General features: G+C 57.4%; 25 protein-coding genes. 23 read left to right on the forward strand and 2 right to left on the reverse strand.

Annotation, left to right across the window (positions count from 1 at the left end; translation table 11 throughout):
• Nucleotides 1-51 precede the first annotated feature (51 nt).
• The 6 genes from BUE15_RS22055 (at nucleotide 52) to BUE15_RS21745 (ending at nucleotide 7,108) form a co-directional block, all read left to right on the forward strand.
• On the forward strand, nucleotides 52-354 hold the full coding sequence (locus BUE15_RS22055; protein ID WP_073285727.1) for a transposase: 303 nt from the start codon (nucleotides 52-54) through the stop codon (nucleotides 352-354).
• Entirely contained in the window at nucleotides 351-1,220 is an 870-nt protein-coding gene (locus tag BUE15_RS17420) for an IS3 family transposase (RefSeq protein WP_073287955.1), read from the forward strand. Before BUE15_RS22055 ends, BUE15_RS17420 begins: the two co-directional genes overlap by 4 nt.
• A gap of 72 nt (nucleotides 1,221-1,292) precedes the next feature.
• Nucleotides 1,293-2,693: an Eco57I restriction-modification methylase domain-containing protein gene (locus BUE15_RS17425; protein ID WP_073287957.1), complete on the forward strand. Its 1,401-nt coding sequence runs from the start codon at nucleotides 1,293-1,295 to the stop codon at nucleotides 2,691-2,693.
• Nucleotides 2,690-5,158, forward strand: coding sequence for a sensor histidine kinase (locus BUE15_RS17430; RefSeq protein WP_073287959.1), 2,469 nt, complete (start codon nucleotides 2,690-2,692; stop codon nucleotides 5,156-5,158). The genes BUE15_RS17425 and BUE15_RS17430 overlap by 4 nt, the downstream gene beginning before the upstream one ends.
• An 8-nt stretch (nucleotides 5,159-5,166) precedes the next feature.
• Nucleotides 5,167-6,330, forward strand: a complete 1,164-nt coding sequence (locus BUE15_RS21740; protein ID WP_139252388.1) for a hypothetical protein — start codon at nucleotides 5,167-5,169, stop codon at nucleotides 6,328-6,330.
• Nucleotides 6,331-6,406: 76 nt separating this feature from the next.
• On the forward strand, nucleotides 6,407-7,108 hold the full coding sequence (locus BUE15_RS21745; RefSeq protein WP_170865303.1) for a hypothetical protein: 702 nt from the start codon (nucleotides 6,407-6,409) through the stop codon (nucleotides 7,106-7,108).
• Nucleotides 7,109-7,193: 85 nt separating this feature from the next.
• On the opposite strand, the gene BUE15_RS17435 is transcribed toward BUE15_RS21745, so the two are convergent.
• Both BUE15_RS17435 and BUE15_RS17440 read right to left on the reverse strand, forming a co-directional pair.
• Nucleotides 7,194-7,598, reverse strand: a complete 405-nt coding sequence (locus tag BUE15_RS17435) for a hypothetical protein (protein ID WP_073287961.1) — start codon at nucleotides 7,596-7,598, stop codon at nucleotides 7,194-7,196.
• Between the two features lie 388 nt (nucleotides 7,599-7,986).
• A complete protein-coding gene (locus BUE15_RS17440; protein WP_139252390.1) occupies nucleotides 7,987-8,367 on the reverse strand; it encodes a hypothetical protein in 381 nt (126 codons plus the stop codon).
• A gap of 38 nt (nucleotides 8,368-8,405) precedes the next feature.
• Between BUE15_RS17440 and BUE15_RS17445 the strand changes: the two genes are divergently transcribed.
• The 17 genes from BUE15_RS17445 (at nucleotide 8,406) to BUE15_RS17525 (ending at nucleotide 20,047) form a co-directional block, all read left to right on the forward strand.
• Nucleotides 8,406-8,657: a hypothetical protein gene (locus BUE15_RS17445; RefSeq protein WP_073287965.1), complete on the forward strand. Its 252-nt coding sequence runs from the start codon at nucleotides 8,406-8,408 to the stop codon at nucleotides 8,655-8,657.
• A 25-nt stretch (nucleotides 8,658-8,682) separates the two neighbouring features.
• Entirely contained in the window at nucleotides 8,683-8,976 is a 294-nt protein-coding gene (locus BUE15_RS17450) for a hypothetical protein (RefSeq protein ID WP_073287967.1), read from the forward strand.
• Nucleotides 8,973-9,284, forward strand: coding sequence for a hypothetical protein (locus BUE15_RS17455; RefSeq protein WP_073287969.1), 312 nt, complete (start codon nucleotides 8,973-8,975; stop codon nucleotides 9,282-9,284). The genes BUE15_RS17450 and BUE15_RS17455 overlap by 4 nt, the downstream gene beginning before the upstream one ends.
• 44 nt (nucleotides 9,285-9,328) lie before the next feature.
• Complete coding sequence (locus BUE15_RS17460) at nucleotides 9,329-9,697, forward strand: helix-turn-helix transcriptional regulator (protein WP_073287971.1); 369 nt, start codon at nucleotides 9,329-9,331, stop codon at nucleotides 9,695-9,697.
• Between the two features lie 20 nt (nucleotides 9,698-9,717).
• A complete protein-coding gene (locus BUE15_RS17465) occupies nucleotides 9,718-10,077 on the forward strand; it encodes a hypothetical protein (protein ID WP_073287973.1) in 360 nt (119 codons plus the stop codon).
• Nucleotides 10,074-10,325 carry a hypothetical protein gene (locus tag BUE15_RS17470; RefSeq protein ID WP_073287975.1) on the forward strand — a complete coding sequence of 84 codons (252 nt, stop codon included), beginning with the start codon at nucleotides 10,074-10,076 and terminating at the stop codon, nucleotides 10,323-10,325. Before BUE15_RS17465 ends, BUE15_RS17470 begins: the two co-directional genes overlap by 4 nt.
• A gap of 211 nt (nucleotides 10,326-10,536) precedes the next feature.
• Nucleotides 10,537-11,913: a hypothetical protein gene (locus BUE15_RS17475; protein WP_073287977.1), complete on the forward strand. Its 1,377-nt coding sequence runs from the start codon at nucleotides 10,537-10,539 to the stop codon at nucleotides 11,911-11,913.
• Nucleotides 11,914-11,948: 35 nt separating this feature from the next.
• On the forward strand, nucleotides 11,949-12,266 hold the full coding sequence (locus tag BUE15_RS17480) for a hypothetical protein (RefSeq protein WP_073287979.1): 318 nt from the start codon (nucleotides 11,949-11,951) through the stop codon (nucleotides 12,264-12,266).
• Nucleotides 12,263-12,661 carry a hypothetical protein gene (locus tag BUE15_RS17485; RefSeq protein ID WP_073287981.1) on the forward strand — a complete coding sequence of 133 codons (399 nt, stop codon included), beginning with the start codon at nucleotides 12,263-12,265 and terminating at the stop codon, nucleotides 12,659-12,661. Before BUE15_RS17480 ends, BUE15_RS17485 begins: the two co-directional genes overlap by 4 nt.
• A 254-nt stretch (nucleotides 12,662-12,915) precedes the next feature.
• A complete protein-coding gene (locus BUE15_RS17490) occupies nucleotides 12,916-13,560 on the forward strand; it encodes a hypothetical protein (RefSeq protein WP_073287983.1) in 645 nt (214 codons plus the stop codon).
• Nucleotides 13,544-14,188 carry a hypothetical protein gene (locus BUE15_RS17495; RefSeq protein ID WP_073287984.1) on the forward strand — a complete coding sequence of 215 codons (645 nt, stop codon included), beginning with the start codon at nucleotides 13,544-13,546 and terminating at the stop codon, nucleotides 14,186-14,188. The genes BUE15_RS17490 and BUE15_RS17495 overlap by 17 nt, the downstream gene beginning before the upstream one ends.
• On the forward strand, nucleotides 14,188-16,026 hold the full coding sequence (locus BUE15_RS17500; RefSeq protein ID WP_073287986.1) for a hypothetical protein: 1,839 nt from the start codon (nucleotides 14,188-14,190) through the stop codon (nucleotides 16,024-16,026). The genes BUE15_RS17495 and BUE15_RS17500 overlap by 1 nt, the downstream gene beginning before the upstream one ends.
• Nucleotides 16,027-16,383: 357 nt before the next feature.
• The gene (locus BUE15_RS17505) at nucleotides 16,384-17,739 is read left to right on the forward strand and encodes a S49 family peptidase (protein WP_073287988.1); all 1,356 of its coding nucleotides are present in this window, start codon (nucleotides 16,384-16,386) and stop codon (nucleotides 17,737-17,739) included.
• A 52-nt stretch (nucleotides 17,740-17,791) separates the two neighbouring features.
• Nucleotides 17,792-18,751, forward strand: a complete 960-nt coding sequence (locus tag BUE15_RS17510; protein WP_073287990.1) for a hypothetical protein — start codon at nucleotides 17,792-17,794, stop codon at nucleotides 18,749-18,751.
• Nucleotides 18,752-18,845: 94 nt separating this feature from the next.
• The gene (locus BUE15_RS17515) at nucleotides 18,846-19,184 is read left to right on the forward strand and encodes a hypothetical protein (RefSeq protein WP_073287992.1); all 339 of its coding nucleotides are present in this window, start codon (nucleotides 18,846-18,848) and stop codon (nucleotides 19,182-19,184) included.
• 60 nt (nucleotides 19,185-19,244) lie between these two features.
• The gene (locus BUE15_RS17520; protein WP_139252392.1) at nucleotides 19,245-19,817 is read left to right on the forward strand and encodes a hypothetical protein; all 573 of its coding nucleotides are present in this window, start codon (nucleotides 19,245-19,247) and stop codon (nucleotides 19,815-19,817) included.
• A 2-nt stretch (nucleotides 19,818-19,819) separates the two neighbouring features.
• Nucleotides 19,820-20,047, forward strand: a complete 228-nt coding sequence (locus BUE15_RS17525) for a hypothetical protein (RefSeq protein WP_073287996.1) — start codon at nucleotides 19,820-19,822, stop codon at nucleotides 20,045-20,047.
• Nucleotides 20,048-20,088: the final 41 nt, after the last annotated feature.

The following is a 20,088-nucleotide window of genomic DNA, read 5'->3' on the forward strand; positions in this document are numbered from 1 at the left end:
TGAGGTGGTCTAGCTAAAACGGACAGCGAGAAGTCTTAACTTCCGCTGCTCATGACTGAAAAATCGAATCCTGTAGGAAACCCCTCCACCCGCAAGAAATACACGCCGGCTTTTAAAGCCGAGTGCGTCCGCCAAGTAGCGGCTGGTACCCGGCAAAGCGACGTGGCCCGTGCCCAGGGCATTTCACCGGCCCTGCTGGGGCGCTGGCAACGCCAAGCCCTGGAAGCCGCCGTCCCCAGCAGCGCGGAGCGCGACGAAATCAAGCAGCTGCGGGCCGCGCTCAAGCGCGTGGAAATGGAGCGCGATATTTTAAAAAAAGTCGTGACCATCTTCTCCCAACCGCCTCAGTCATGAGCCGCTACGCCTTTATCGCCGCCTGCACCGAGCCCTGGCCCGTGCAGGTCCTGTGCCAGGTGCTGGCCGTAAGCACGGCCGGCTATTACCAGTGGCGGCAACGGCCGGCTGCCGCGCCGGTGCCGTGGCAAGTGGCGGCGCAAGCGGCCTTTACGCGCCACGCCCGGCGCTACGGCACCCGGCGGTTGCGGGCCGAGTTACACGCAGAAGGGTACGCCGTGGGCCGCTACGCGTTGCGCACCTGGCTGCGCCGGCACGACTTACAAGCCTTGAGTACCCGCCCGCACCGGCCCCGCACCACCGTGGCCGACCCGGCGGCCGTGGTGGCCGAAAACCGCCTGCTGGGTCAGCCGGTCCCCACCGCCCCGAACCAGGTCTGGGTCGGAGACATTACCTATCTACCCTTGGTGGGCGGGCGCTGGTGCTACCTGGCCACCTGGCGCGACGCCTGCTCCCGGCGCGTGGTCGGCTGGCACCTGGCCGCCCAGATGCCGACCGAACTCGTGCTGCTGGCGTTAGAACAGGCCCTGACGCTGCGCCAACCCGCGCCGGGCTTGATTATTCACGCCGACCGCGGCAGCCAGTACACCAGCGCCGCTTGCCGGGTCCGCATCGCCCAAGCCGGGGCCGTGCCCAGCTTCAGCCGGCCTGGAAACCCTTATGATAATGCCCAGGCCGAAGCCGGTTGGAGCACGCTCAAAACCGAGCTGCTCCCCCCAGGCACGGCGTTCGCTTCCCTCGAAGAAGCCCGCCTGGAGGTGGCGCACTACCTCGACACCTATTTCAATCTCGACCGACGCCATTCTGCCCTGGCCTACCGCTCGCCCCACCAATTTGAACAAGACCTGAAAACCACCCTACCTTAGCTCACTGTCCGTTTCCACTAGACCACCCCAGATGATAAGGCCTTTGAGTATCTCAAACGACTTGTCGGGGAAGTGGATGAGGCCCATTTCAAGCAAGCTGATTTTCTGACGGTCGTGCCAACAGCCTTTCCCAAGGCAAACGTTGTCATTGGAAACCCGCCCTATATTTCCCTGCACAATATGCAGGCTTCTCAGCGCGCAGCGGCTCGGGCAGTCATGGCAAATGAAGAAATGGCCATGAACGGGCGCGCCAGCCTGTGGATGTATTTTGTATTGCATAGCCTTTCCTTTCTCCAGACAGCAGGCAGAGTGGCGTGGATACTGCCTGGCAGTTTTGTGTATTCCGAATACTCTGCCACCATTCGTACAAAGATTGAATCGTGCTTCAGTCGGAGCCTAGCCATCATGCTGGAGGATAGAATCTTTATCAGCGAAGGGACGGAAGAAAGTAGCGTCGTTTTACTGTGTGAAGGCTACAATACGGGCGAAGGTGAAGTCATGAACTTAACGTCAGTTAAAGGTCTTGCCGAACTGGAAAGCACTATAGCGCACTGGGGACTAGGAGCAGTCGTCGGGAGTGAGTGGACAGGCAGGCCTCAATTGGCTCTCGCGCCCCTTCCCGCCAAGGAGGCTTACAACAGGCAACTCGCCATAGCCACCAGTCGGCGCTTTGGGGACTTCGCAAACGTACAGATCGGGATTGTTACGGGTGCTAATAAGTTCTTTGTATTGAACAACAAGCAGGCCCAGAAATTCAACCTTGCGGATAGTGTTTTAACGCCAATTTTAGCTCGGTTTAAGCAAGCCCGTGGGCTGGAATTATCAGATGCTGACTTACAGGAAATGCGGGATGGGGGAAAACGGTGCATGCTCGTTAATACCCGCGGCCACGTTGAAATGCCAGCAGAATTAAGTGCCTATCTGCAAACCTTCTCAGAAGAAGAGAAGGCAAAAAACAGTACGTTTATACGTCGTTCTATCTGGCACCAGCCTGGGGATGGCCGCAAGCCGGATGGTTTCTTCTCAAGTATGCAAACGGAAGGACCTGTACTAGTTCTAAACGCTAGCGCTGCAACTTGTACGAATACGGTGTACAGGGTTTTCTTTCAGCAGAAAGTGGCATTACAAATCAGACAAGCAATTGCAATAAGCTTGCAGAGCACATTCAGCCAGTTCTCTGCTGAAGTAGAAGGTCGAAGCTACGGGCATGGTGCCCTCAAAATTGAGCCATCAGAAGCGAAGCGTATTGCGGTTATCATACCTAGAAGAACCCAGCTAGAGGGAGTAGATGCGGCTTTTCGTGAGATAGATGGTGCCCTTCGGGCAGGAGATAGAGCCGCTGCGCGCAAAAGGGCAGATACCTTTTTGATAGAGAAAGGGTTGATTTCCTCCTTGGCAGTGCGTACAATTGAAGCAGGCTTAAAACGGTTGAGACACACAAGAATAGGTTATCGTAAAGATGAAGTATTATGAATGGTTCATTAGATATAGAGAGACTTCGTGCAGAATACGCAGAAGCGCTGGAAGGCGAAACACCTGACTTTAACCGCCTTATTGAGCTAGCAGCTGAAACGGCTCAGAAAGACCCAGATCATGTGCGTTTCTCTACAGACGCAGGCATAATTAGCCGCCTAGGTAGAGAGCTAGTGGCCAAGGAAGAAACTGCAGTTGCTGAGTTAATCAAGAATGCTTACGATGCTGATGCGACGTTCGTACAGTTGACCTTCCAAGACTCACGAGAAGAAGGAGGAGTTCTCATAATTGATGACAACGGACTCGGTATGACGCGCGACCAGCTTATTGCCGGATTTATGCGCCTTTCTTCTAATGATAAAGTTGTACATCCATACTCCACACGATACAACCGTAAGCGAGCTGGGCGTAAAGGTATTGGGCGTTTTGCTGTCCAGCGGCTTGGTAAAGTGCTGACTATTATTACTCAGACGAAAAATAGTAGCAATGCTCTAAAAATTGAGATTGACTGGGAGGCCTTTACACAAGGGCGTGAACTCACAACAATCGCCAGCACCATAGAGACTTTAGAGAAAAAGCAAAAGGAGGAAGGTACCACCCTCATTATATCTGACTTAAGGGAAGGGTGGAGCGAGAAGGCAATATTGCGTGTGTATCGATATGTTTCTGAATTGCAACAGCCTTATCCATTGCATACTGGGACAGAACTCAACAAAAACGAAGAGCAGGCTTCAAATGATATAAAGGCAGATCCTGGATTTAAAACGGAGCTAATAGAAAAGCTAGGTAATAGTGCAAGAACAATTGCAAACGAAGAAACCGAAATATTTTCTCATGCACTAGCAAGAATAGATGCCTATGTTGATGCAAATGGTAATGGCTTTTGGTCAATGAAATCTGATAGGCTTGAAATTGATATTGAAGATACACCTATAGGCCCAAATGTGGAAGAGGATGAGCAATCAGAAGAAGATGACCTAAACGAAGATGAGAAATCGGAGGGAGGATATAATGAATATGATTCAGATGACTTTGAAGAAGATTACGATAAGTCATTACGAATGTTAGAGCAGAGGCTTGAATATGAAAAGAGAATGAAAATTGCTGATATTCAGCCATTCAAGCATTTAAAGAATGTCAGTATAAATGCCTATTATTTTATTTGGAATTCAGGGTTGATCTCGCGCTCAATGTCTGCAACTTTGAGAAATCTCGCTACAGAGAAAGGTGGTATCAGAATTTATCGAAATGGTTTTCGAGTATTACCTTACGGGGAGAAGAACGATGATTGGCTTGAGCTAGATGATTCTTATGCCCGCCGAATTTTCTTGCCACCTCATGGTAATAGTAATTTCTTCGGATTTGTAGAACTTATAGACAGGCAAGGTTTCCTGTTTGATGAAACCTCTAGTCGTGAAGGTTTGCTTGAAAATGCTGCCTTTGAGGAGCTTCGCAAACTCACATATAGAGTTTTAATAGCTGCGGTGTTGCAAGTAGCCCAAGCTAGGGGTAGAAAGCAGTCAAGAGAGCAAATAAATTGGAATAAAGAAAAGAATAATTTATCGGATTTTAATGCTATAAAAGGTGCTGCTGATCGGCTTATTACACTGGTGAAAATTAAAAATAGTAATCATACTAATGGTGAAGATGATTTTGATTATTCGGACATAGCTGATGAAATCAAGAATGCTGTTGATAACCAGGAAATTTTACGTAATGAATTAATAGCTGAGTTAGGTTTGTTACGCGTATTAGCAAGTTTAGGCTTAGTAATAGGTGAATTCACGCATGAAGTAAGACAACTGTTGAGTGCTGCTTATGTAAATGCGCGAGCATTATCTAAAGTTGTATTTAGTGATCAAAAAGATAAAGAAACTGCCGAGGATTTGTTTTCTAATATCCAGAGTTTTCGCACCTACGCTAATTACTTTGATAGAGCTGTTTCGGATAATGCACTACGCGAGCTTTCATCACAAGATCTGCGGCTAGTTATACGAAATTTCGTTGCCACTATCGAATCCTCAGCGCAACGTCGTGGTATAGTAATAGAAACTGTGATTGATGGATACGATATATTAACCCCTCCAATGCATTCATCGGAATTATCCTCCTTATTATTTAATTTATATACTAATTCACAAAAAGCAATCAGAAGAGCAAGAAAAAGAGGTAAGATTAGAATAAAATCTGGCATTGATGATCGTTCTGTTTATTTAGAATTTTCGGATAATGGAGATGGGATTCCTGTTGAGCATCAAGAACGAATTTTTGATGCTTTCTTTACAACATCAACACCGGTTGATCAGGATGCTTCTCAAGAAGATGAATTGCAGGGTACAGGTTTGGGATTGAAAATTGTTAAGGATATAGTTGCTGGATACGACGGCGAAATTTATTTAACAAATCCGCCTGAAGGATATAACACGAGTTTTAGAGTAGAACTTCCACTGTACATAGAAAAATAAAAGTCAGTATGGAACAGAATGACATGCGAAAGTACATATACTTGGATGACGAACCAGTTTCTAATGTTAGAGGAATCAAAAGAACTGTTGAAAGAGAGATAGATAACTTAGATATAGATCATAAGCATCCTTTGCCTTATGAAGCACAGATTGAGCAATTAAAGATTACTAGTACCTCGAGTAATCTTGACGGACTCATTTTAGATTTACGCTTAGATATTTTATATAAGGATGATGATAAGTCAATAGATAAGGCTAATTATCGTGCTGCAACCTTAGCCCAAGAAATCCGCACGAGAGCAACTGAGGGGGAGATGCCTGCATACCCCATTGTATTGTGGTCAACAGAGCCGAAGCTGCGTAAATCATACGATCCAGACGATACAAGCCACGATTTGTTTGATTTGAAATGTGTTAAAGTTGATTTTGAGCTTGAGGAATATGCGAAAAGTGTAGCATATAAACTTGTTGCACTGGTGGATGGATACAAATTCATTACTTCACTTCGTAATTCTGTGTCAACACAGCCACATAACTATTTGGGTTTTGAAAACAAACCGGTCTTTCTAGATGATAGAATCTATGTGCACCTAAGGAATCAGCAAGGAGCTTTGCCAACTCATGAGTACGCAAGATTCTTAGTTAGAGAAATGCTAGAAACAGCAGGCCCACTTGTGGATAGAAACCATTTGGCTGCTCGGCTCGGGATTGATTTGGATCAATCCGCTGGCTTTGACCAACTAGTTGATAAATTATTCGCGGATGCAGCTTACTCTGGGCCATTTAGTAGCGGCTGGCCCGCTTGGTGGTTTGCACTTGTTGATGATTCATGGCGCAAACTGTCGAGCGTACCTGGACCCTTGCGAAATCTGCCAGCGCAACAGCGTGTTGATTTTCTTAAATCGATATCTGGTATTTCAGAACTTGTAGCAGACAAGAATAGCTGGGATAACGAGCGAACAACTTTTTGGACAATATGCCAAGCTACTTTAAAACCATTAGATCCTAGGGATGGGTATTTAATTAGCAAGCAGCCTAAATTTCCTTGGCAGGATAGAGAGTATGTGTCGTTCGACGCTGTACTAACCAAGGCTATTGATGACAAAAAGATCAAAATTGACGTCTTAGAAGAAGACAGGTTTAAGCGTACGAGAGCTAAACTTGGTGTATAGGTATAGTTAAAAATTTGTAATGATCCCTGCTTTCGAATTTCGGCGGAGTATGGCAAATGACCTGCGGCGCTTAGCTATGATTTTAGTAGAAAACGAGCTGGTCAAAGATGCTGAACCATTAACAACTGCTGCTAGTGCCTGTCAGATGGAGCCAAGTTCAACTACTTGGGAGTATGACTTCACTGGTTTAACCTTCAACTCGATTTCACTTGTAGGCAGCAAGCAAATCCGGCATACTCATCCTCAAACTGTGGAGGAAGTAGAGGTGCAGCTACATGTTTTAATCAAAGGACATTGTGTGCAAGTGGACAACTTGCACGACCCATTGAAGGAGCTTGTAGTTGAGCTAGAAATAAAAGGGTATGATTCAAATGCTGCAGAGCACTTCAGCGCATGGCATTTAGATCGGCAAATTGAAAGCGATGATCCTAATCAAGTAGATCATGCCATTCACCCTATTTATCACTTTCAATATGGCGGGGAGCGAGTATGGAACAAGAATACACCTGATTATGGCTTACAGCTGCTCTTAGAAACTCCCCGTTTTCCACATCCGCCAATGGACGCTATACTGGCGGTTGACTTCGTCTTATCTAACTATTACGGAGATATTTGGAATGAGCTGAGAAAAGATGAAGCCTACCGGGACATCATAGCAACTGCTCAACACATCTATTGGCGACCATATTCATTAGCGACAGCAAGTCATTGGGGGGGGGCGTTAGCATATACTACTCCCTATGTTTGGCCTCCAAAGTCAATCTGGCCAAACGTATAGGTTGAGCTCCACAATATTGAAAAGGCTGAGCAGCATCTATTGTAGCTACAATAGATGCTGCTCAGCCTTTTCAATATTGTGGAGCTTATTTTTTGCCCCCACGGAGCAATGTTAGCACCTCTTCCTTGGCTGCCAGCAACTCGTCCTTAGCCGCCAAGAGTTGCTTCAACTGCTCAACCTCGCGGCGCGCGCTGGCTAAATCTCTTTCGCAGTCAGATTGAGCATCCGGCCGTTTCACATCCACTATCTGCACCTCTGGAGCCCCGGTAAGAAACATCTCTCCCTTGCCGACTAGTAGCCAAGCAGGATTTAACCCCTCAATTGAGTTTATGAGAGAGGCTAAATAGTCAGCGCTTGGTGTAGAGTCCCTATCTATATAGTTTCGGGTAGTTCCTTCCTTGAGGTTGTACTTCAAAGAAAAGCTTCTGGTATTCAAACCAAGAGCTTTTATTAAAAGCCTAAGGCGCTGGTTGATGGTCTCTTCCGGCATAGTATTGCGCTGATCACAAATATTTATTTGTGATTGGGTGTATTTTATTTCTGATGTAGCGTATGTTTGTACGGGTTCACCGCCGCTGCCAAGTACGGCAGCCTCGGCTGAAACCTGCCAAACACGATGGAAGACACCGCCCCGTATTGTCTGTCTGAGAACCCCCGGCTGCTGAGCGAGCCGATTGCTGCGCTGCTGCGGGAGCGGGGCTTTGTCTGCACCCAGGTATTTGACCCGTGCGGGGCCGTGTCCGTGCTCGGCATTCGCGTCGGCCCCGACGGGCTGCTCTGCGAGGCCAGCTACCAGCGCCAGCCCGCCACCGGCGAGCAGTCCCTGGCCCTGCGCGCCCGCCGCCCCGGCGCGTTGCCGGCCGGCGAGGCCTGCTTCCTTATTCAGGAGGCCGCGCAGCTCGCATTCCTGCTCGACGCCTGGCAGCCACGGGCTCCGGCACGGGCGCGGCCGGCGCGGCCGTTGCCGGCTGCCGCTGCTTCTCCCAGAGCTGCTGAAGCAGGCTCAGACCCTCCAGCAGCAGCAGGCGCTCCTCGGCCCAGCTGCGGTGCGTGTGGGGCGAGGGAGCCAGCAGTTCGAGCAGATCATCCGCCCGATAGGGGACGTGTGGCTCCTGCGGCAGGTAGGTGAACAGAAACACGCGCGCCTGCTCCAGCGGACTGTCGCTGCCCGCATCCCCGGTATCGGTGGCATCGGCCAGGGTCTGACCGAGTGTCGTGAGGTGGGAGAGAAGGGCGTCAGCAGTCATCGGCAAACACATACATACGAGTTTCAAATCTACTCTTTTTCTCCAGTCTGATGACGGAAAAACAGAAATACTATGCCCTGCTCTCGCTCGTGTGCGAGACCCTGCCGCATTACGCCGTGGACCGGGCCATTCGCGCCGGCTACGGGCAGCAGTACGCCTCGGCCGCCACGCGCCTGGGCCACGTCAAGCAGGGCAAGGTGGCCCATCTGCCCGATCTGGTCGCGCTGGTCGAATCCTCCATGCCCGAGTTTCCCATCCCGGCCCACCTGCGCCCGAACGAGACGCCGCAGCCTCAGTCCTGATTCTCACCCCCTTTTCCTTTATTCTATGTACCTGAACACCGACTCTACCCTGGAGCCGGCGCGCCGGCCCTGCCTGCGCGACCTGGCCACGCTCACGGCCACGCTGCTGCCCCCGGCCCTCGTGATGCTCGCCCCGCTGGCGGAGCTCGAGCGCCGCTGCCACGAAATCAACGCCACTCACCCGCGCTACCGCGAGGAAACCCCGCTGGTGCTGGCCTACGAGCACCGCCGCCGCGACCAGTTCAGCGGAGTGCTGCGCCTCGCCGGCCCGCCCGCCGGCCCGGTCCGCATGGACGCGCAACCGGCCTCCCGCGCATGAGCCAGGTCTTCGATACTCCGATTTCGCTCACCGATGCCCGTACCGGCCGGCGCGTGCGCGTGCAGCAGCTGCCGGCCGGCTCGGCCCTGGTGGCGGCGCCCGAGCCCATCCTGGGCTACACCTACCAGCGCGGCCACCTGACAGTGTACGTGAGCGGCACCATGCCGCCGCAGCTGCGCACGGCCGAGCAGGAGGGATGCCTCGAGCAGGAAGTGCTGCTCGTGCCCGTGCTGCCGGCCGGCATCCGCGAAATCGATCTGACCGACTGCCGCCGCGAGTTTCACCTGCTCTTGCCCCAGGCCGCCTGAGCAGGGCGGCTCACTTCACTGGTTCTTTCCTTACCTCAACTGCTATGCAAGCCACCGATCTGGCTACGGCCGGCTTTATCCAGGAAAACTTTCAGGTGCTGCTCGCCCACCTGCAGGCGCTGCGCACGGACGCGCCGGCCGCAGCCCCGCTCACGCCCCGCCTGCTCAGCATCGAGCAGGTCATGGAAGAATGCGGCGTGAGTCGCAGCACGGTGCAGCGCTGGATGAAAGCCGGTAAGCCCGGCCGCCACGGCGGCACGGTCACGCTGCAGGCCTATTACTTCTCGCCGGCCGAGCCGCGCATTCCCTGGCCCGCGCTGGCCGCTTTTGGCCAGGGCCTGGCCTTTGATCTGAGTACGCTCGCTCCGGCGGGCGCGGCCCCGGCGCCCACCCACTTGCGCAAAGCTTCCTAACCCTTCCATTCCCGCTTTCTATGGCCATTACCCTGTATACGTCCGATGCGTCGGTGCAGCAGTTTCGCGCCTTTGGCGACGTGCTGTCCCGGCAGCTCGCCCAACCCGTGCACCTGCGCCCGCTCTCCGAGCTGCCGCCCCCCAACCCGCTGCGCCGCCAGCAGCAGCTGCGCGCCGAGCTGGGCACGCTGCAGGCCCAGCTCGACTCGGTGGACTATCTGCTCACCGTGGGCCAGAGCGAGCCCCGGCGCTACGAGCAGGAGCTCACGCTGCTGCGCCAGGACCGCACGCGCATCGAAGGCGTCATGGCCGGCGTGGAGCAGCAGCTGCGCGAGGCCGGCCGGGCGGCCGGGCCCCAGGAAGGAGGGGAGCCGCGATGAACCTACGGAGCCTGAACCTGCCGCCCGCTGCCGAAGCAGCCCGCCTGCGCCAGTTGCGCCTCGACCAGCGCAGCATCAGCCGCGAGCTGGACGAGCTGCAGCAGTCACTGCCCCCACTCACGCCCCACCCGGAGCGCCAGCGGCTGCTCCTGCGCGAGCACCAGCTCAGCGAGCAGCTGCGCAACGTCTGTGGCAGCCTGCACCAGCTCCGCCGCGCCCAGCAGCCCCCGTTCGCGCTGGCCGGCTAGCGCTGGCCACCAGACCACTACCCACTACATACTCCCCGTCGCCCGTAGGGGCGGCCCGCCAGGGCCCGGCTTCGTCGCCGGCCGGGGAGCGGAGGGCCTGCACCGCGCAGCCCCGGCCTGAGTTAAGCCGCGAGCGGGAACACCCGCCCCTCGCACTGCCTGCCAGGCCACTTTTTACCCCGCTCCAGCTCACCGTTTTCTCTCGTTCCGCATGTCTTCCCCTCACCCCCTCCAGCTCCGGCCGCTGGGCGGCTGCCTGCTGCGCTGGCATCAGGCCGTTGATGCCCTCTGGCAGCAGACGCCCACTATTCAAGTCGAGCGCACCATTACCCGCGGCGTGCGCGCCGGCGTGCAGGAAACCATCGTCCGCCGCGGCCGCCGCCTCGTCGTCGACGGCTGCAAGGCCACGGGCGAGCTGCTGCTCAAGCAGTACCGCCGCGCCGTCGAGCGCATGCTCGCGGTGCCCTTCCTGTTCGGCCAGCTCGTCACCGACACGGGCGAGTACACGCTGCCCTCGATTCTAGTCGATGCGCGCCAGCTCATGCTCCAGCGCAGCCTCACCGAGCGCACCATGCGCAACCACCTGCGCCAGCTGCTCGACATCGGCTTTATCGTGCGCAAGAAGTGGCACGGGCGCAAGCGCAGCTTCGAGCTGTGGATCAACCCCGACTTCATCTGCCAGCCGCCCGCGCAACAGCCGGCCCCGGAGGCGCCTAAAAACGCCGAAAACGAGCCCGTTCAGGCCGCTTCCTCGATTCCGACAATCGGCGCGGTTTTATCCACAAACGGTACAAAATTTCCGGTTACTAAGCTTCCTGAACTTCCTAAAGATCTGACATCTGAAATCGGGCAACGTGGACAAATACCCTCGGGCGGCATTTCGGAAAGACCCTTTCCGGAAACGGAGGGCCGCAACCGGCCTGAAAGCGCCCGGCAGGCGTCGACAGGGGCGGCTGGGGGGCGCGGCGCGGCCGTAGCAGCCCCGCAGCCGGCGGTGGATAAGCCGGCCGCAGACGTGGAAAAGCGCGCCCAGCAGCAGGCCTACGTCGTTTCGGCCTGGGGCTACGCCAAAGCCCTGCTCTACCCCGAGCACCGCTTCTCAGCCGAGCAGGAGCAGCGGGCTATGCAGGCCATCCTGGCCGGCGTGTACCGCCACTTTGCCGATGCCCACTTCGACTACGCCCGCTACCACCAGGGCGTGCTGCGGCGCATCGAGCTGGTCGAGAAGCACTTCACCCGCCACGCCGGCCGCTACTACGCCCCCATGCCCTGGGCCGAGATGATCCGCGGCCGCGGCTACTTCGACTGGGAAAACGAGAAGGGCTTCCGCGGCACGATGGCCTGGCTCGTGGCCGATCAGCGGGCCGAGCACGTGTCGCGCGTCAACCGGGCCGTGGGCAAGGCCGTGAGTGAGCTCAAGCTACGCCGCAAGCTGGATCGGGGCCAGAAAACCCCGCTACGGATTCCCAAACAGGTGCAGGGTGCCAGCTACGCCCAGCTCTACCACCAGCACAAGGCCGCCCTCGACCAGCTGGGCGGTACGCTGGCCACCGACAAATTCGACAAGCTCGTGGCCGGCATCCGCTAGCCGCTTTTTCCTCACCCATTTTACCCTCAACTCCCATGCCCGCTACTTCGCCCACCACCGCTTCTTCCGTCGCCGCCGGCGCCTCACCCTACGCCTCGCTGCGCCTGACGGCCCAGCTCAAGGCCCGCGTGTACTGGGCCACTCCCCAGCAGGGGGCCAGCCAGTGCGACTTCTACAGCTTCGATTCCAGCGGCCGCTACCAGGTCGCCGACCCGTTTGCCTACGGCCTGCGCGGCCTCAAGAAGCTGGTCGACAAGCTGGGCGATAAAGTCGCCCGCTGCGTGATCTACGAGAACCTGACCCCCGGCCGGCCCGAGTACTGCCGCAAGGAGAAAGGAAGCTGGAACAAATGATGCGCTCACTCGATCAGCGCGTCGACCTCTACGAGCTGGAGGCCTTCGCCCTGCAATGCGCGCTGCAACGCTACCTGCACGATCTGATGGCGCGCTCTACCATGCGTCCGGTGCCCCTGGCCGAAGCGATGAGCATCAAACCGGTTTCCCGGATTGTCCAGCGCCTGCAAAAGATGGCGAATGGTGGGTGGACAAGGCCGGCTCGTGGCGGCAGGCGCCCGGTCGCCCGGGCCCGGCCGCTACGCCTGGAGGTGGACGAGTTGCTGCAACTCAACGCCCTGCACAAAGCGGGGGAGTTGTCGGCGCTGCTGCCTGGCCACCGGGATCCGCTGCAGGTGGGCCTGGGCAAAGTCCACCAGCGGGCGCAGAACCTGAGCGAGCTGTTTGCGGTGTAGCCGGCCGGGAGAAAATGCCTCCGGTAAAGGTGTATGTATGTACGGTTATGTAATTACTAATCAATAAGTTATTGTTGATTGAACTATTGGGGGAAGCTTGGCTATTGGCTATCTTGTGCCGGGTTGACATTGGTCTAAAATCCCCTCTCTATGCTTTCAGTTAAGTGCGTGCCGCCGCGGTCTGCCGGGCCGCTACAGCAGTCCTTTGGCCGGGCCAAATCCGGGGATAGGTTTACGTTCTAGCTGCCCGTCCCATGTTAAAAACCCTCGATTTCCCGATTAAGCCGCACGTGCGTAAATACCTGAACACGCACCTGGGGCCAGACATCTATGTGCTCAGCAATGCGGACCGCTTCGGCAAGATGCTCTACCACCTGCTGCGGCGGCAGGTAAAGGGCAAGCTCCACCATGCCGGCAGCCGCGAAGACTGCACCGCGCGGCTGCAACTGGATCTGCGCAACTTCCCGGCCCACCAGTACGGGCTGAAGGAAGTGACCGATTACACCATCTTTCAGTTCAACGACTTCTGCGACGAGATTCTCAAGGAAGAGCTGTATTTGTGGGTGCGCCAGTTCGTCAACAAGCGCACTACCATCCGGGAAGTGATTCTCGACTTCATGGGCGCCTACGATATCCGCGAGGAGGACATCCAGTACGAGACGCTGCGCAAGGCCGTCCAGCGCAACTGCAACCTGACGGAGCTGAAAAAAAGAAAGCCGAAATCGGTAGTCAAAATGTCCCAAAAAACGGGCGGTTTGTCGCGTGATTCGGCTGATTTGTCCCAAAAAACGGGTGATTTGTCCCGCGCCGGTCAGCACCGCGTTGTGCGTCAGGAACTTACGCAGATGCCGGGCACACTCACCGACTTCATTCGCCAGCGTCATGGAGCGGTATGCTAACCTGGCGCAGGAGCGTGGCGAAAACCTGGGCGGCCTCGAAGCGGCCTGGTACACACCGGTCAGCAACCTGCTCCACTTCCCGAGCCGGGGGCCGCTGGCCATCGACCAGCTGCAGCTGCGGCCCGGCGCCTTCTGGTACCAGCTCGTGAGCGTGCGTGGCTCGGTTAAGCTGGCCGACAACGCCAAGCCCTTCGGCCGCCACGGCGAGGGCCGCACCCACAAGCTCACCGGCGCGCTGGCTCGCCACACGCCCGCACTGGCCGCCGGACTGGAGACGATGGAAGGAGGCCGCTTTGTGGCCCTGGTGCGCGATTTGAACGGCGCGGTGCAGCTGGTCGGCACGCCCGAGTGCCCGCTGCAGTGGCAGGATAGTTACGCCAGCGGCTCGGAAACGCAGCGCAACGGCTACGACTGGACGCTTGCCGGCGACGCGCTGCGCCGCTGCCGGCCGTACCTGGGCTCCTGGGAAGTGTCGGCGCACGGCCTGGAAACGGGCGTGGTGCTGCAGCCGGGTGCAGGCGGCACGGTGCAGCTGCGCACGGCCGGCGGGCAATTGCTGGCCACCGTGCCGGCCGGCAAGAGCATCGTGCTCCGCTCCGGCTTCAAACTCTCATATCAGATCGTGTAATGGCTGTTTCTCAAGCCCCCATCCCCCCGGCGCTGCCGCTGCAGCCGGCTGCGTTTCTGCAGAAGTGGAACCTGCGCTTCCGCACCAACGACTCCTTCGAAATCAGTGAGGCCGACCTGCGTGAGCAGGCCCGCGACCTGGTAGAGCTGCTCGGTCAGCTGGCCAGCCGTCGCGGCGCCCCGCTCGTGCTGAGTGTGCTCGATGAGCTGGCCACCGTGAACCAGAACTTCCTGGTGGTGGGGCAGGGCGCGCGCGTGGCCAACGCCACTGATTCCGCTGCGGCTGCCGCTGGCTTCGAGGCCGGCGAGCTGGAGTTCGTGCTGCGCAAGGATTCGACGGGTCCGCTCTGGGCGTTTGTGAATGCCAAGCCCGAAACCACCCAGCGCGTGCGGGTGCGGTGGCTGCCGGTGGGCAATCCTGCTGAGCGGCCCGAGTTTCTGCCGCCGCTGCTCGACGAGGATGATCCGCACGCTGCCGGCGACGCGGTGAAGTTCACGTTCGAAAACGGGCAGACCATCCCGCTGGAAGTGCGCCGGGCCATTCCGTTGCCCGGCGCCGGGCTGTTCAACCCGGTGCCCACTGGCCACCCGACCGACGACCCGAACTACCTGCCATTGGCTCCGCTCGTGTCGGCGCTGCCAGCCGGGCAGGGCTTCACGCCTCAGCAACTAGCCGCCACCACGCACTCGGAAAGTCAGATTCATTTCGAGGCCGTGGAGGATGCCAACAACAACGATGAAATCCGTCACTACGGCACGCTGCACGGCAAGGTCGTTGCCACGGACCACTTGCACGACGAGGCGGTAACAGCGGATAAGCTGGCAGCAGGGTTGCGGCCGGGTGGCCTGAGCAACAGCGGCAATCCTATTAGCAGTGCTTCGGTTCTGGCTATACTGAAACGCCGCATGATTAATCTGGTAACTTATCCGGATAGGCCCTTCATCGAAGTCACGTTCTGGGTAGACCGTTGGTCGCAGTATGATTATATCTACCCGCGTACTACCAACCTGGATGTGGCCAGCCAGCAGCCCGCCGCCGTGCTGCTGCAGGATGGTACTGTTATATCCGCCAACATCAACGGGCCGGCTGATCTGCGCACGGTCATCTTGTCGCTTAATGCCACGCAATTGGGGCAGGGCGTCGTGGTGCGCTACCACTTTCCAAGCCTGGACAATAAGCCGGTTCGGCTGGTTGGCTTTTACGAGTGCCTGACAGATGTACCGGCTCATCCGGGCGGCAACTTGCAAGTGCAAGATGCCTACGGCAACGGCACCAATAGCGGCGGTGCTCTAGACCCCACCACGCCAACTGCGCCGGCCGGGGGCACGGTAGCGCCGCCCGCTGGCTTTACTGGCATTTCCTACCCGCGCCGCATGAGCTGGCTGTACGCCTATCCAGGTCAGCAGGTAGTCGGCTATGATGCCAGCGGTGGCGTGGCAGTGTCGCGGCTCGACTTTCAAACGCCGAACAGCTGGCCCGGGCTCTACGCGTACGAGCAGGCCGAAACCAGCTATATCCGTTCTACTCGCCTGTGGTGCAAGGAACTGCACTTCTACACCAACGCCGATGGGGAGGCCTATGCCGAGCGGTGGCGACTGCGGGTGTTTAACTACGCCGACGACAGCGTGCTAGTGGATAAAATCTGCAGCCTCAACTACGCTGGCCGTGGACAGGGCACGCCGGGCTGGCGCTGGGATAGAGTAGGGGGCGGCGACGGGTACACGCCCTCGCACATTGAGCGGCTGGCCGCCTATACGGATTGCTACATCATCATCTCCTGGGTGGCCAATGGTGGCCCGAACACACCGCTGATTCAAGCTGGAATAGACCTGCACTAGTATGAGAGTTCTCCGAAACAACCACCCCCGGCCCAGCGAACTGCCCGTCACGTGCTCCTATTGCACTTCTTCGCTGATGGTGCTGCCTACTGATTTTATTTCCATTGCCGACCCGGCAACGGCCGCGCCAGAGGCCGGGGAGGAACTGGCGCGGGATGCTGGCAGCAGATGCGGCATCGTCTGTCCCTGCTGTGGCAAGACAGTAGCCCTCCCGTTACTTGGATAGGTGTCCCACAAAAAGCCCCGACCTCCCCGGTCGGGGCTTTTTTGTGTCCTTTTTGCCGGGTGAGGCCTGCGGCAGCTTTGCATCGATTCAACCCTACATCGATGCGCGTCAACCCTCTACTCTTTGCTGTCTTGAATGGCTTCTTCCTGATGGAAGCAAGTGCCATTCAGAACTTTCTGCCGCTGGCCGAGCAGATGCGGGAGGGCAAGTTCCGGGCCTCGGACTGGGTAGGCACCGGCGTGGAAGTCACGCCGCCAACTAAATCCTTCTTCGCCCTGACCCCGCACGCGGCCGAGCTGGGCATCATGGGCTACGACTCGCTGGCCGACGTGCCGGCCGGCTCGGTGGCTGTGCACACCATCGAAGGCGTGATGATGGAGGCCGATACGTGCTGGAGCCTGGGCACCGAGAGCATCGGCCGCCTCATTCAGCAGGCTGACGCGCACAAGAACATCGTGGCGCACGTGGCCCGCTTCAACACGCCTGGCGGCTCCACGATGGGGCTGGAAAACTTCGCCGGCGTCATTGCCGGCACCCGGAAGCCGTTTGTGAGCTGGGCCAAGCAGATGTGCTCGGCTGGCTACTGGAGCGGCTCCAGTGGCGACGCCATCGTAGTGGCGGGCCGCACGGCCATGGTTGGCTCTATCGGTACCATGGTCAGCTTCCGCGACTATTCGAAGGCCATGGAAAAGGCCGGCGTCACGGACCACGTGATTAACGCCACCGAGTCGACGAACAAGAATGCGGCCTTCGCCGAAGCCGTGAAGGGCAATTATAAGCCCATTCGCCAGCAGCTGCTGGACCCGCTCAACAACGTGTTCCTGGAAACCGTGCGCGCCAACCGCGCCGGCAAGCTCGATGCCAAGCAGGAAAAAGAATTGCTCTCGGGCATGGTCTACATCGGTGAGGCAAGCGTGAGCAACGGCCTGGCCGACCAGATGGGCTCCTTCGAGGACGCCGTGCAGCTGGCGCTGGAGCTGGCCGAGAATGCTGCTAAAAACGGCGGCAGTGCTGCTAAAAAAGCCACCAATTCAACTGAAAATACCATGTTCGGAAAGAACAAATTCTCGGCCCTGACCGCACTGGCAGGCCTGACCGGCGCCGCCGTGACCACTCCGCTGGTTGAGGCCGCCAACGACCAGCTCGAAGAAGCCGGCATCACCGGCGTGGCACTCGTGAGCGAGGCCGCCTTCACGGAGCTGACGGCCAAAGCCAACCGAACCGATACGGCCGAAGCCGCCGTGGCCACCGCGCAGAAGGAAGCCACCGATGCCAAAGCGGCTGAAAAGAAGGCTACTGAAGCCGTGGCAGCTGCTGAGAAGCGCGCTGACGATGCTGAAGCCGAGGTGGAGCGCCTCGGCAACCAATCCGGTGCTACCGTGACCAAGCCCCGCAAGCCGGCCGGCACGAGCGAAGTGGAGGAGACCACCGCCGAGTCGGACGCCCAGAAGCTGGTCGACAAGCTGCACGCCGAAATGCTCGGCTAGGCCCGCAGCGCCCCTATACCTGATTTTCCATCTTTTTTTCCAAGCCCACGACATGGCTTTAACGATTACCAACGTAGTCGCGCAGTTTGGCGCTTACTACCTCAACCAAGGCCAGAACATCGCGCGTCTGTACTCGCTGCTTCGCTCTCCCACCACCACGGAGAGCATGTTCACGCCCATCAACACGGACGACACGATGTGGCGGGCAGCCAAAACCATCTTCAGCCGCGTGGTGCAGCCTTTTCAGAAGGCCTTCACGCCGCTGGCCGGCGTAGAGTTCCAGCCCGTGGAAATCCGCCAGTTCCGCATCAAAGTGGACGCGCAGGAGTACCCCGACGAGTTGGAAGACACCTGGCTGGCCTTCCTCGACGGCCCGGAAATTGACCGCAAGGCCTGGCCTTTCGTGCGCTGGTACGTGGAAGTGTACCTGATTCCGCAGATCAAGCAGGACATCGAGTTCAACGAGATTTTCCAGGGTGTGTACCAGGCTCCGACCCCCGGTACGCCGGGTGCCGCCGGCACGGCCATCAACGGCCTGAAAATGATCATCAACGGCCACATCACGGCCGGCCGCACCACGCCCATCGTGACGGGCGCCCTGGAGTTGACCAACCCTGAGGCGCTGGTAGAGCAGTTCGAGTCCTTCGCGGACGGCATCCATAAGGATTATTGGGAAATCCCGATGATGCTGGGCTGCTCGCCGACGGTAGCGCGCCAGTTCCTGCGGGGCCAGGAGCGCAAATACGGCAAGAACACCGGTGGCGGGGCTCTGGACCTGACCATCAACAAGACCAACATCAAGCTGCAGCCGCTGCCTTCGCACCGCAGCACCGAGAAGATCTGGTGCACGCCGGTGGGCAACGCCATCATGCTGCGTCGGAAGGTCAAAAACCAGTCGGCCGTGCAGGTGGAAAACGTGGACCGTCTGCTCAAGTTCTTCACCGACTTCAGCATGGGCGTGGGCTTCATCCTGCCCGAAATCCTGTTCACCAACGACCGGGAACTGGTGTAAGCGACCAGAACACCAGCCGGCCTCAGGCGAGGCCGGCTGGTGTTCAAAAGCGCCTCAAACATAGTTTCAACTCCGATTTAGTAGCTGCCGCATCATGGCTGATAAGACCGAAAAAGAAGAAACCCGCCAGCCTACCATCGAGTCGCTGACGGCCGAGAATACCCGCCTGCAGGGGGAACTGGAACTGGCTCAGGGCATCATTGCCGGCCAGGCCGAGCAACTGGCCAACGTGGAAACCGCGCAGCAGCACGGCGACGTGGTCGTGGTAAGCTACGGCAAGCAGCAGTATCGCGTGCTGGCCAAGAAATTCCACATCAAAGGGGCGGAGGTGAAAGCAGAAGATCTGGGCAAAAACCAGGAGGCGCTCAAGCACCTCGTGGAGTCTAAGAGCGGCCTGCTGGCGCCTGTCGCCAAGGCAGAAGCCGCTAAGTAATCTGCCCAGCAGTAGCCATTTTCTCAAGCAATACAGACTTTACGACCCCATCTGATGGATTTGTCGAAATTACAGAGCCTGGGCGGCCTCAACGGTGAGGACAACACGCCCGGCTTGCTCAACTACGTGCTTTGGGCCGCTACCGACTGGTTTGAAACCATCGCCAAGGCCCCGAAGTACTCGGCTGCTGCGCCTGCTGGCACCTCGGCTATCATTGCCACCGCCCACGCGTTTAAGCCGGGCTTCGGCTTCATCCGCATCTACCTCACGCTTGACAGCAGCGAACTGAAAGGCGCCGTGGTAGGGGAGCGTGACGGCCGAGGCCAGAAGCTGGATCTGGAGGGCTTTCACCCTGGCAACCGCCCTGAAGCCCTGGAGTTCTTCAACATCGTCAAGAACATCGACGGCATCATGCTTGTGCCTGACCCCGAGTATAACTACATCCAGGTGGGCGCTGATGGACTGCCGGTGGAGCTGGCTCCAGCCTACGGCTCGGGTAAAATCTCCGGTGGCCGCAAAGGCATTACGGTGAAGGCCGAATGCTACGCGACGGGCATCAAGATTTATAAGGGCGATGTGCTGATGAAGCCTGACAATTCTGTCAATGGGGCGCAGGCCCCCAGCGGCACCTAAGCATGGCCAAAGCATCCCTGAACCAGCCGCAGCTGCGGCCTGAAGTGGCGGAGAAGTACACAGCCACCATAACGCCCTGTGTTATCGAGATCCAGCGACTCGGCCGCAAAATTGACCTGACCCGGCTCACGCTGGAGCAGGCCGATGCGCTGGTTCAGGACCCTAAGTTCACCTATCTGGTAGCAAGGAAAGCCAAGCGCAGGAAGGCAACGCCAGCGGTGAACAAGTAACCCGGAGGTGAGAGAACGGGGAGTGAGGGGAAAAGCCCCAG

The organism is Hymenobacter psychrotolerans DSM 18569 (assembly GCF_900142395.1).
Classification (GTDB): domain Bacteria; phylum Bacteroidota; class Bacteroidia; order Cytophagales; family Hymenobacteraceae; genus Hymenobacter; species Hymenobacter psychrotolerans.

Bases quoted from the DNA above. Each gene is read 5' to 3' on its own strand.
- BUE15_RS22055 (WP_073285727.1), top strand. From the start codon at position 52: ATGACTGAAAAATCGAATCCTGTAGGAAACCCCTCCACCCGCAAGAAA.
- BUE15_RS17420 (WP_073287955.1), top strand. From the start codon at position 351: ATGAGCCGCTACGCCTTTATCGCCGCCTGCACCGAGCCCTGGCCCGTG.
- BUE15_RS17430 (WP_073287959.1), top strand. From the start codon at position 2,690: ATGAATGGTTCATTAGATATAGAGAGACTTCGTGCAGAATACGCAGAA.
- BUE15_RS21740 (WP_139252388.1), top strand. From the start codon at position 5,167: ATGGAACAGAATGACATGCGAAAGTACATATACTTGGATGACGAACCA.
- BUE15_RS21745 (WP_170865303.1), top strand. From the start codon at position 6,407: ATGATTTTAGTAGAAAACGAGCTGGTCAAAGATGCTGAACCATTAACA.
- BUE15_RS17435 (WP_073287961.1), bottom strand. From the start codon at position 7,598: ATGCCGGAAGAGACCATCAACCAGCGCCTTAGGCTTTTAATAAAAGCT.
- BUE15_RS17440 (WP_139252390.1), bottom strand. From the start codon at position 8,367: ATGTGTTTGCCGATGACTGCTGACGCCCTTCTCTCCCACCTCACGACA.
- BUE15_RS17445 (WP_073287965.1), top strand. From the start codon at position 8,406: ATGACGGAAAAACAGAAATACTATGCCCTGCTCTCGCTCGTGTGCGAG.
- BUE15_RS17450 (WP_073287967.1), top strand. From the start codon at position 8,683: ATGTACCTGAACACCGACTCTACCCTGGAGCCGGCGCGCCGGCCCTGC.
- BUE15_RS17455 (WP_073287969.1), top strand. From the start codon at position 8,973: ATGAGCCAGGTCTTCGATACTCCGATTTCGCTCACCGATGCCCGTACC.
- BUE15_RS17460 (WP_073287971.1), top strand. From the start codon at position 9,329: ATGCAAGCCACCGATCTGGCTACGGCCGGCTTTATCCAGGAAAACTTT.
- BUE15_RS17465 (WP_073287973.1), top strand. From the start codon at position 9,718: ATGGCCATTACCCTGTATACGTCCGATGCGTCGGTGCAGCAGTTTCGC.
- BUE15_RS17470 (WP_073287975.1), top strand. From the start codon at position 10,074: ATGAACCTACGGAGCCTGAACCTGCCGCCCGCTGCCGAAGCAGCCCGC.
- BUE15_RS17475 (WP_073287977.1), top strand. From the start codon at position 10,537: ATGTCTTCCCCTCACCCCCTCCAGCTCCGGCCGCTGGGCGGCTGCCTG.
- BUE15_RS17480 (WP_073287979.1), top strand. From the start codon at position 11,949: ATGCCCGCTACTTCGCCCACCACCGCTTCTTCCGTCGCCGCCGGCGCC.
- BUE15_RS17485 (WP_073287981.1), top strand. From the start codon at position 12,263: ATGATGCGCTCACTCGATCAGCGCGTCGACCTCTACGAGCTGGAGGCC.
- BUE15_RS17490 (WP_073287983.1), top strand. From the start codon at position 12,916: ATGTTAAAAACCCTCGATTTCCCGATTAAGCCGCACGTGCGTAAATAC.
- BUE15_RS17495 (WP_073287984.1), top strand. From the start codon at position 13,544: ATGGAGCGGTATGCTAACCTGGCGCAGGAGCGTGGCGAAAACCTGGGC.
- BUE15_RS17500 (WP_073287986.1), top strand. From the start codon at position 14,188: ATGGCTGTTTCTCAAGCCCCCATCCCCCCGGCGCTGCCGCTGCAGCCG.
- BUE15_RS17510 (WP_073287990.1), top strand. From the start codon at position 17,792: ATGGCTTTAACGATTACCAACGTAGTCGCGCAGTTTGGCGCTTACTAC.
- BUE15_RS17515 (WP_073287992.1), top strand. From the start codon at position 18,846: ATGGCTGATAAGACCGAAAAAGAAGAAACCCGCCAGCCTACCATCGAG.
- BUE15_RS17525 (WP_073287996.1), top strand. From the start codon at position 19,820: ATGGCCAAAGCATCCCTGAACCAGCCGCAGCTGCGGCCTGAAGTGGCG.